Source organism: Asanoa siamensis (assembly GCF_016862555.1).
GTDB classification, from domain to species: domain Bacteria; phylum Actinomycetota; class Actinomycetes; order Mycobacteriales; family Micromonosporaceae; genus Asanoa; species Asanoa siamensis.
Genome location: NZ_BONE01000018.1, coordinates 117,439 through 126,477 on the forward strand (window position 1 = coordinate 117,439; position 9,039 = coordinate 126,477).

The window sequence follows — 9,039 nt, forward strand, 5'->3', positions numbered from 1 at the left end:
AGACCTTTTCTCAATGGAGGCGCGAGGATGACCCGAGAACCGGCGCTCACGCTCGAGGAGCTCGCCGTGGCCGTGGACGGCGGTGAGCTCGACACCGTCGCGCTCGCGCTGACCGACATGGAGGGGCGCCTGCAGGGCAAGCGGCTGCACGGCCGGTTCTTCCTCGACGAGGTCACCGAGGCGGGCGCGGAGGGCTGCAACTACCTGCTCGCAGTCGACGTCGACATGAACACGGTCGACGGCTACGCGATGTCGAGCTGGGAGCGCGGTTACGGCGACTTCGCGATGGTGCCCGACCTGGCCACGCTGCGCCGCGTCCCCTGGCAGCCCGGCACCGCGCTGCTGCTGGCCGACCTCGCGTGGCTGGACGGCTCCGGCGACGTCGCGGCCAGCCCGCGACAGATCCTCCGGCGCCAGCTCGACCGGCTGGCGGCCCACGAGCTGACCGCGTACGCCGGCACCGAGCTCGAATTCGTGCTCTACCGCGACTCGTACGAGGACGCCTGGCGGCGCGGTTACCGCGAGCTGAATCCCGCCAACCTTTACAACGTCGACTACTCGCTGCTCGGCACCGCCCGGGTCGAGCCGCTGCTGCGCCGCATCCGCAACGAGATGGCCGGGGCCGGGCTCGTCCCCGAGAGCGCCAAGGGCGAGTGCAACCTGGGCCAGCACGAGATCGCCTTCCGCTACGCCGACGCGCTGACCTGCGCCGACCACCACGTCATCTACAAGAACGGCGCCAAGGAGATCGCCGCCCAGGAGGGCATGTCGATCACCTTCATGGCCAAGCCCAACGAGCGGGAGGGCAACTCCTGCCACATCCACTTCTCGCTGCGCGGACCCGACGACCGCTCGGCGATGCCCGGCGACGGGCCGGCGCATCTGAGCGACACCGCGCAGCACGCGCTGGCCGGGATGCTGGCGACGATGCGCGAGTTCAGCGTGCTGTTCGCGCCGAACATCAACTCCTACAAGCGGTACCAGCCGGGCTCGTTCGCGCCGACCGCGCTGCGCTGGGGCAGCGACAACCGCACCTGCGCGCTGCGGGTGGTCGGGCACGGCCAGGGCCTGCGGGTCGAGAACCGGGTGCCGGGCGCCGACGTCAACCCGTACCTCGCGATCGCCGCGCTCGTGGCCGGCGCCCTGCACGGCATCGAGCGGAAGCTGCCGCTGGAGGCCGAGTTCACCGGCAACGCGTACGGCGACGACTCGTCGGAACGCGTGCCCGCCACCCTGCGGGAGGCGGCGGCGCTCTGGGAAGGCTCCGCGCTGGCCCGGGAGGCGTTCGGCGACGAGGTGGTCGACCATTACGCCAACCGCGCCCGGGTCGAACTGGCGGCATTCGACGCCGCCGTGACCGACTGGGAGCTGTTCCGCGGCTTCGAGCGCTTGTAAGGGGCAGGACGTGAAACACGGCGGAATCCCGCCGGGCCCGGAAAGCGACCGGACGCACGCGCGGAGCGGCCCACCACGGACGTTCGGCCTGCCGCGCGGCGCGCCGCGGACGTTCGGTCTGCGGTGCGATGCACCGCAGACGTTCCGCCCGAAGCGCGGTGCCGCACAGGCGTTCCGCCTGTCCAGTCGCCGCCATCGCGCGGCGTGGTCACGCGACGTCCAACCCGGACAGCACCGCGCCGCCCGCATCGGGTCCGATGCCGCGAGGAGCCGAGCCGCCCCGACCTCGCCCGCGCGCCACGCCGTACCACGAGAGATCTTTGGGGGAACACGACCGTGACCGAACTGGTCAACCCGGCCACCGGGCTGGCGATCGAGACCGTGCCCGCGAGCAGCCTGTACGACACGGACGCGGCCATCGAGCGGGCGAGCGCCGCGTTCCCGCGATGGCGGGCCGTGGCGCCCGGCGACCGCGCGCGGCTGTTGCGCCGGTTCGCAGCGGTCGTCGACGAGCACATCGAGGAGCTGGCCGAGCTCGAGGTCCGCAACTCCGGCCACACCATCGGCAACGCTCGCTGGGAGGCCGGCAACGTCCGGGACGTGCTCGACTACTACGCGGGCGCGCCGGAGCGGCTGATGGGCCGGCAGATCCCGGTCGCCGGCGGGCTCGACGTGACGTTCCACGAGCCGCTCGGCGTGGTCGGCATCATCGTGCCGTGGAACTTCCCGATGCCGATCGCCGGCTGGGGATTCGCGCCCGCGCTCGCCGCCGGCAACACCGTGGTGCTGAAACCCGCCGAGGTGACGCCGCTGACGGCGCTGCGGCTGGGCGAGCTCGCGTTGCGGGCCGGGCTGCCGGAAGGCGTGTTCACCGTCGTACCCGGGCGCGGATCCGTGGTCGGCGAACGGTTCGTCACCCACCCGGCCGTGCGAAAGGTCTGCTTCACCGGCTCGACGCAGGTCGGGCAGCGGATCATGCGCGGCTGTGCTGACCAGGTCAAACGGGTCACGCTCGAGCTCGGCGGAAAAAGCGCCAATATCGTGTTCGCGGACGCGGACGTGGAAAAGGCCGCCGCGGCTGCGCCGGCCGCGGTTTTCGACAACGCCGGCCAGGACTGCTGCGCGCGGTCGCGGATTCTGGTGGAGCGCGGCGCGTACGACCGGTTTCTGGAGCTTCTCGAACCCGCGGTCAAGGCGTTCCGGGTCGAGGATCCGGCGTTGGAGACCGCCCAGATGGGCCCGTTGATCACCGCGGGGCAGCGCGACTCGGTGCGCTCCTATGTGGATGGCGCGTCCGTGGCGTTCACCGGGTCCACACCGGAAGGACCCGGATTCTGGTACGCGCCAACAGTTCTCCTCGCCTCCTCGACCGGCGACCGGCACTGGCGCGAGGAGATCTTCGGCCCGGTGGTGTCCGTGCTGCCGTTCGACGACGAGGCCGACGCGATCCGGTTGGCCAACGACACGGAGTACGGCCTGTCCGGCTCGATCTGGACTCGCGACGTGGGCCGGGCGATCCGCGTCGCCCGCGGCGTCGAGACCGGCAACCTGTCCGTCAACTCCAACTCGTCGGTCCGCTACTGGACCCCGTTCGGCGGCATGAAGCAGTCCGGGCTGGGGCGTGAGCTGGGCCCGGACGCGCTGCTCTCGTTCACCGACGTCAAGAACGTCTTCCTCGCGACTGATTGAGAGGTTCGATGAACAGGCTCCAGGACCGGGTGGCAGTGATCACCGGTGCCGGCAGCGGTATCGGGCTGGCCACCGCCCGGCGGTTCGCCGCCGAGGGCGCCAAGGTGGTCTGCGTCGACGTCGCGGCCGAGGCCGGCAAGGCGGCGGCCGACGAGGTGGGCGGCGAGTTCGTGCTCTGCGACGTGACCGACGAGGCCGGCGTACGCGAGCTGTTCGACGGGGTCGCCGAAAGGTATGGAAGCGTCGATATAGCGTTCAACAACGCCGGAATTTCGCCGCCCGACGACGATTCCATCCTGGAAACCGGACTCGACGTGTGGGAGCGGGTCATCCGGGTCAATACCACCAGCGTCTACCTGTGCTGCAAATACGCCATCCCGCACATGCGCCGGCAGGGCAAGGGCGCGATCGTCAACACCGCCTCGTTCGTCGCGCTGATGGGCGCGGCCACCTCACAGATCGCCTACACCGCGAGTAAGGGCGGTGTGCTGGCGATGACTCGCGAGCTGGGAGTTCAGTTCGCCCGGGAGGGCATCCGGGTCAACGCGCTGTGTCCGGGGCCGATCGCCACGCCGCTGCTGCTGGAGCTGTTCGCGGCGGATCCGGAGCGGGCCGCGCGGCGCCTGGTGCACGTGCCGATGGGCCGGTTCGGCCAGCCCGAGGAGATCGCGGCGGCGGTGGCCTTCCTGGCGAGCGACGACGCCTCGTTCATGACAGCGGCGCAGTTCGTCGTCGACGGCGGAATTACCGGGGCGTACGTCACACCCCTGTAGCGATCGTTTGGCGATCCGGTTGCCGGGTAGCAAAGTAGTTGGAGGAGGAGGTTTCCAACCAACGTGCGACCGATCGTCGGAATTACGTCCTATGTAGAACCCGCTTCCTGGGGAGTTTGGATCGACCAGGACGCAGCCTTGATCAGAAAGTCCTACGTCGACGCGGTGACCGCCGCCGGCGCCCGGGCGGTGATATTGCCCCCCGACGACACCGATGCCGACGTGCTCCGCGCCCTCGATGCTTTGATCATTGCCGGGGGCGCAGATCTTGGACCCGATTTGTACGGCGAGGAGCCAGGCCCCCTGACCGAAAGCCGCCCGGACCGCGATCGCGGTGAGTCGCTGCTGCTCCAAGCGGCGCTGCGGACGGACCTGCCGGTGCTGGGAATCTGCCGGGGAATGCAGCTGCTCGCGGTGACGTGCGGTGGGCGGCTGCACCAGCACCTGCCGGACGTGGTCGGCTCCGACAAGCACCGCCCCGGCCCGGGCGTCTATGGCTGGCACGGGATCACGCTCGAGCCGGGCTCGCTCGCGGCGGAGGTGGCCGGCGACGGCCCGGACGGCGACAACAGCGTGGAGGTCAACACGTACCACCACCAGGGCGTCGCCGATCCCGGCTCGCTGACGGTCACGGCCTGGGCGGACGACGGCGTCGTCGAGGCGGTCGAGGACCCGGCGAAGCCGTTCGTCCTGGGCGTCCAATGGCACCCGGAGGAGGCCGGCGAACGCCGCATCTTCGAGTCCCTGGTGGACGCGGCCCGCAACAACTGACCCATAAGCCACTCCGGCACGAGAGCCAACCGACGCACCATCCGCCTCCGCGCGGGTGGTGCGTCGCTATGTGCGGCAGCGGACCGGACTTAGCGTCCCCGCTGTCCGCTGTCCGCTGTCCGCTGTCCGCTGTCCGCTGTCCGCTGCCTGCTGCCTGCTGTCCGGCACTGCACGCCCTCGGCGTGGCCGGCTTGACCGTCAGCCTGCTCGCTGCTCGCTGCCCCTCTCCGCTCGTCGTCCGCTGCCCCCGCCCGCCGCCTTTAGCGGGTGTCGACCCTCCGCCCGCACTCGGTGCAGGAATGAAGAGGCGGCCGAAACGTTGCGCCACCAACGCGGCGGATGGGCCCGCCCAGTCGACCGTGCCGCGTGGCCAAACACTGGGCGGTCGCTAGACGAGTAAGGAGCGGAACCGGAAAATCGAAGGCCGACCACCCGGGCTCGTGGATCGCGGACCTGGCTCGACGCGTCAGCGAGTTTGTCCGGCGGGAGCGACGGTCCGGACCACCGCGTACCCGGGCCCGCATCTTCCAGATCTTCGGTCGTTCGGAGTCCAGCTCACCTGCCTGGATGTCTGGTTTGAAGATCGCGTACTCCCGCTAGAGTGAGCTGATGTCCCGGCCCGTGATCGGCCTGACCACCTACGCCGAAGAGGCTAGGTTCGGGCTCAACGACACGTTCGCCGCGGTGCTGCCCTTCGCCTATGTCCAGGCGGTGCACAACAGTGGCGGTCGCGCGGTGCTCATCACTCCCGACGCGCCCGATGTCGATGCCCTGGAAGGGCTCGACGGGATCGTGTTCACCGGTGGGTCCGATGTCGACCCGGCGCTCTACGGGGAGCCGGCGCATCCGACCACGCAGGTCAAGCCTGAGCGTGATGCCGCCGAAATGCTGCTTTTACGGGCCGCGCTCGCCGCAAATCTGCCGACGCTCGCAATTTGCCGCGGGATGCAGCTCATGTCGGTCGCGTACGGCGGGAAATTGCACCAGCACCTGCCCGACGTGCTCGGGCATGACAACCATCGGCCGGTGTCGGGGCCGAAGTTCGGGTTCCATCGGGTCGACCTGGCGCCGGGGTCGCTCGGGCGGTCGCTGCTCGGCGAGTCCGTGGAGGTCAACTCCTTCCACCATCAGGGCGTCGCCGATCCCGGGAAGCTGACCGCCACCGGGTGGTGTCCGGAGGACAACCTGATCGAGGTCGTCGAGGACCAGTCGCTGCGGTTCGCCATCGGTGTGCAGTGGCATCCGGAGGACACCACCGATCACCGGCTGTTCGCGGCGCTGGTCGCGGCCGCGTCCACCAGCTGAAATCCGGTTACGCCGCGGGCGCGCGCCGGTGGCAGCATCGAGGGCATGAAGCTCCACGAGAAGATCGACGGGCGGCTGCGGGAGTTCATTGAGGCTCAGCACATGTTCTTCGTGGCGACAGCGCCGTCCGGCGACGGCGGGCACGTCAACCTTTCGCCCAAGGGGATGGGTGGCACGTTCGCGGTGCTGGGCGAGCACCGGGTGGCCTACCTCGACTTCCACGGCAGTGGGGCGGAGACGCTCGCCCACCTGCGGCAGAACGGCCGCATCACGATCATGTTCTGCGCCTTCCAGGGGCCACCGAACATCGTGCGGCTGCATGGACGGGGGACGCACACGCCGATCGGGCATCCCGATCTCGAGGCGCTGCTTTCCGATTTTCCCGACGCGCCCGATCTGGGTGGTCTGCGCGGGGTGATCACGGTGGAGGTGAGCCGGGTCAGCGACTCGTGTGGCTACGCGGTGCCCTTGATGAGCTACGACGGCGATCGTGATCTCCCCCTGCGATGGGCGGCGCGGAAGGACGAGGCGGCATTGGCGGATTATCGGCGGAATAAGAACGCGGCGAGCATCGACGGGCTGCAGGCCTTCGACGAGCCTGTGGCGTCGATTCCCGAATGATGTGATTCGCGCCCGGGTCCGTGGTGGGCGCGACCGTCGCTCCCGCCGGACACCGGGCCGGGCCCGAGGGGGCCCGCCCCTGCCAGGTCCGCGACGGCAAAAGGTCAGACCAAACAACTGGCCGCGCTCACCGCTGCGGCCGGTCGGGCTGGTGGAAACGCTGGTCACCGCGCCGGCTGGTCGGGCTGGTGGAGACGCTGGTCACCGCTCCGGCTGGTCGGGCTGGTGAAAACGCTGGTCACCGCTCCGGCTGATCGGGCTGGTGGAGACGCTGGTCACCGCCCGGCCGGTCGGGCTGCTGCAAACGCGCTGGTCACCGGCCCAGCCGGTCAGGCCGCTGAAACCCCGATCAACGTCCCGATCCCATACGTAGCCGCGGCCGCCAACGCCCCCAGCACGAGCTGCCGCAGACCACTGGTCCACCACCGCCGCTGGGTGAAACGGGCGACGAACACCCCGGCCAGGAACAACCCGAACCCGCCGACCCCGAGCGCCACCCACAGATTCGACAAACCCAGCAGATAAGGCAGCAGCGGCACGACCGCCCCGATGGAAAAGAAGACGAACGACAGGATCGCCGCCGCCCACGGGCTCGGGTGATCCTCCGCGTCGACGCCCATCTCCTCCTGGACGTGTACCCGCAGCGCCTCCCGCGGGTTGTTCCGCAGCGCCTGCGCCACCTGGTCGGCCAGCTCCCGCGGCAGCCCGCGCCGTACCCAGCTGTCCGCGAGCTCCCGCGCCTCCGCCTCCGGATGCCGCTCCAGCTCGCGGCGCTCCTTGGCCACCTCGGCCTTGACCTGCTCGTTCTGGCTGCGCACGCTCGTGTACTCGCCCAGGCCCATCGAGATCGCCCCCGCCACCAGGCCGGCGACGCCGGTCAGCACCAGGGTCCGCGAGCCGACCCCGCCACCGCCGACACCGGCTATCAGCGCGATGTTGGTGACGAGACCGTCCATCGCGCCGAATACCGCCGGTCGCAGCCGGCCACCGGAGACGTCGGCGTGGTGGTGCGGGGCGGGCAGCTCCGGGTCGACCGCCGGTGCCGTCACGGAAGGGTCAGGATCTCGTGGCCGTCCTCGGTCACCACGATCGTGTGCTCGAACTGCGCGGTCCACTTGCGGTCCTTCGTGACGACGGTCCAGCCGTCGCTCCACATGTCGTACTCGTAGGTGCCCAGTGTGATCATCGGCTCGATCGTGAAGGTCATGCCCGGCTCCATGACGTCGGTCGGCCGGGGGCTGTCGTAATGCGGCACGTAAAGCCCGCTGTGGAACGCCTCGCCGATGCCGTGCCCGGTGAAATCACGGACGACGCCGTAGCCGAACCGCTTCGCGTACGACTCGATCACCCGGCCGATCACGTTGATCTGCCGTCCCGGCGCGACCGCCCGGATGCCGCGCATCATCGCCTCGTGGGTGCGCTCGACGAGCAGCCGGTCCTCCTCGGCCACGTCGCCGACCAGGAACGTCGCGTCGGTGTCGCCGTGCACGCCGTCGATGAACGCGGTCACGTCGACATTGATGATGTCGCCGTCCTCGAGCACGGTCGTGTCCGGGATGCCGTGACAGATGACCTCGTTGAGGCTCGTGCAGCAGGATTTCGGAAAACCTTTGTAGCCGAGCGTCGACGGATATGCGCCGTGGTCAACCAAAAACTCGTGCACCACGCGGTCAATTTCGTCGGTGGTGACACCGGGTTTGCAGTGCTCACCGGCGAGTTGCGTGGCCTGCGCGGCGAGCCGCCCGGCAACCCGCATCCGCTCGATCGTCTCCGGCGTCTGGACGTGCGAACCGCGCCAGGGCGTGGGACCCTTCTTCCCGACATATTCAGGACGTGGAATCGAGGGCGGCACCTGGCGCCACGGCGAGATCTTGCCGGGGGTCAGCGGAGCACGGTCGGCCATGGTTCACACACTAGCGACGCCGGGGGGTTGCTTGCCGGGGCCACAGGGGTGTGCCAAGGTTGGTGCCGTGGATCAAGAGGAGACCGTCTTCTCCGCCACCGCCGAGGGTGACGCAGACCACCGCCGCGTGGTCGTGACGGGCGAGGTCGACATGGCGACGGCCGACCAGATGTTCCAGGCCGCCACCCGCGAGCCCGCCGACAAGGTCACCCTCGACCTGCGCGCGGTCACGTTTTTCGACTCGGCGGCGATCCAGGCCCTCGTCCGCCTCACGGACCGCATCCCGCACCTCGCGGTGATCCCATCCCGCCGCGTACGCCGCGTCCTCGACATCGCCGGCCTGGGCGATCAGACCTGGCTGTCCGAATAATCAAGATCTAGTTCGGCATTCTTTCCCGGGTCCGCGGTGGGCACGACCGTCGCTCCCGCCGGACACCGGGCCGGGCCCCAGGGGGCCCGCCCCTGCCAGGCCCGCGGCGACCAAATCTCAGAAACCAGACCGATCAAAACGGTCCTGAACGCCGAACGCACCCACCCCAGCCGACAGCCGCCGCACCGTCGCTGACCAACGGCAGCGAGCGG

At 69.7% G+C, this 9,039-nt stretch carries 9 protein-coding genes; 7 read left to right on the plus strand and 2 right to left on the minus strand.

What is annotated here, in order from left to right:
- Nucleotides 1–27: 27 nt before the first annotated feature.
- From Asi02nite_RS13540 to Asi02nite_RS13565, 6 genes are all read left to right on the plus strand, one after another.
- Nucleotides 28–1,395: a glutamine synthetase family protein gene (locus Asi02nite_RS13540; RefSeq protein WP_203712979.1), complete on the plus strand. Its 1,368-nt coding sequence runs from the start codon at nt 28–30 to the stop codon at nt 1,393–1,395.
- Between the two features lie 336 nt (nt 1,396–1,731).
- Nucleotides 1,732–3,084, plus strand: a complete 1,353-nt coding sequence (locus tag Asi02nite_RS13545; protein WP_203712981.1) for an aldehyde dehydrogenase family protein — start codon at nt 1,732–1,734, stop codon at nt 3,082–3,084.
- Between the two features lie 8 nt (nt 3,085–3,092).
- A complete protein-coding gene (locus Asi02nite_RS13550; protein ID WP_203712983.1) occupies nt 3,093–3,857 on the plus strand; it encodes a 3-oxoacyl-ACP reductase in 765 nt (254 codons plus the stop codon).
- A gap of 63 nt (nt 3,858–3,920) precedes the next feature.
- Nucleotides 3,921–4,628: a gamma-glutamyl-gamma-aminobutyrate hydrolase family protein gene (locus Asi02nite_RS13555; protein WP_203712985.1), complete on the plus strand. Its 708-nt coding sequence runs from the start codon at nt 3,921–3,923 to the stop codon at nt 4,626–4,628.
- Nucleotides 4,629–5,237: 609 nt separating this feature from the next.
- Nucleotides 5,238–5,933: a gamma-glutamyl-gamma-aminobutyrate hydrolase family protein gene (locus Asi02nite_RS13560; protein WP_203712986.1), complete on the plus strand. Its 696-nt coding sequence runs from the start codon at nt 5,238–5,240 to the stop codon at nt 5,931–5,933.
- Nucleotides 5,934–5,978: 45 nt separating this feature from the next.
- On the plus strand, nt 5,979–6,554 hold the full coding sequence (locus Asi02nite_RS13565) for a pyridoxamine 5'-phosphate oxidase family protein (protein WP_203712987.1): 576 nt from the start codon (nt 5,979–5,981) through the stop codon (nt 6,552–6,554).
- A 329-nt stretch (nt 6,555–6,883) separates the two neighbouring features.
- Here Asi02nite_RS13565 and Asi02nite_RS13570 read toward each other — a convergent pair whose 3' ends face one another.
- Together Asi02nite_RS13570 and map are read right to left on the minus strand one after the other, a co-directional pair.
- Entirely contained in the window at nt 6,884–7,576 is a 693-nt protein-coding gene (locus Asi02nite_RS13570; protein ID WP_275410324.1) for a VIT1/CCC1 transporter family protein, read from the minus strand.
- Between the two features lie 23 nt (nt 7,577–7,599).
- Nucleotides 7,600–8,457: a type I methionyl aminopeptidase gene (gene map, locus Asi02nite_RS13575; RefSeq protein ID WP_203712989.1), complete on the minus strand. Its 858-nt coding sequence runs from the start codon at nt 8,455–8,457 to the stop codon at nt 7,600–7,602.
- Nucleotides 8,458–8,524: 67 nt separating this feature from the next.
- Here map and Asi02nite_RS13580 point away from each other — a divergent pair, with 67 nt between their 5' ends.
- A complete protein-coding gene (locus Asi02nite_RS13580; protein WP_239126692.1) occupies nt 8,525–8,827 on the plus strand; it encodes an STAS domain-containing protein in 303 nt (100 codons plus the stop codon).
- Nucleotides 8,828–9,039: the final 212 nt, after the last annotated feature.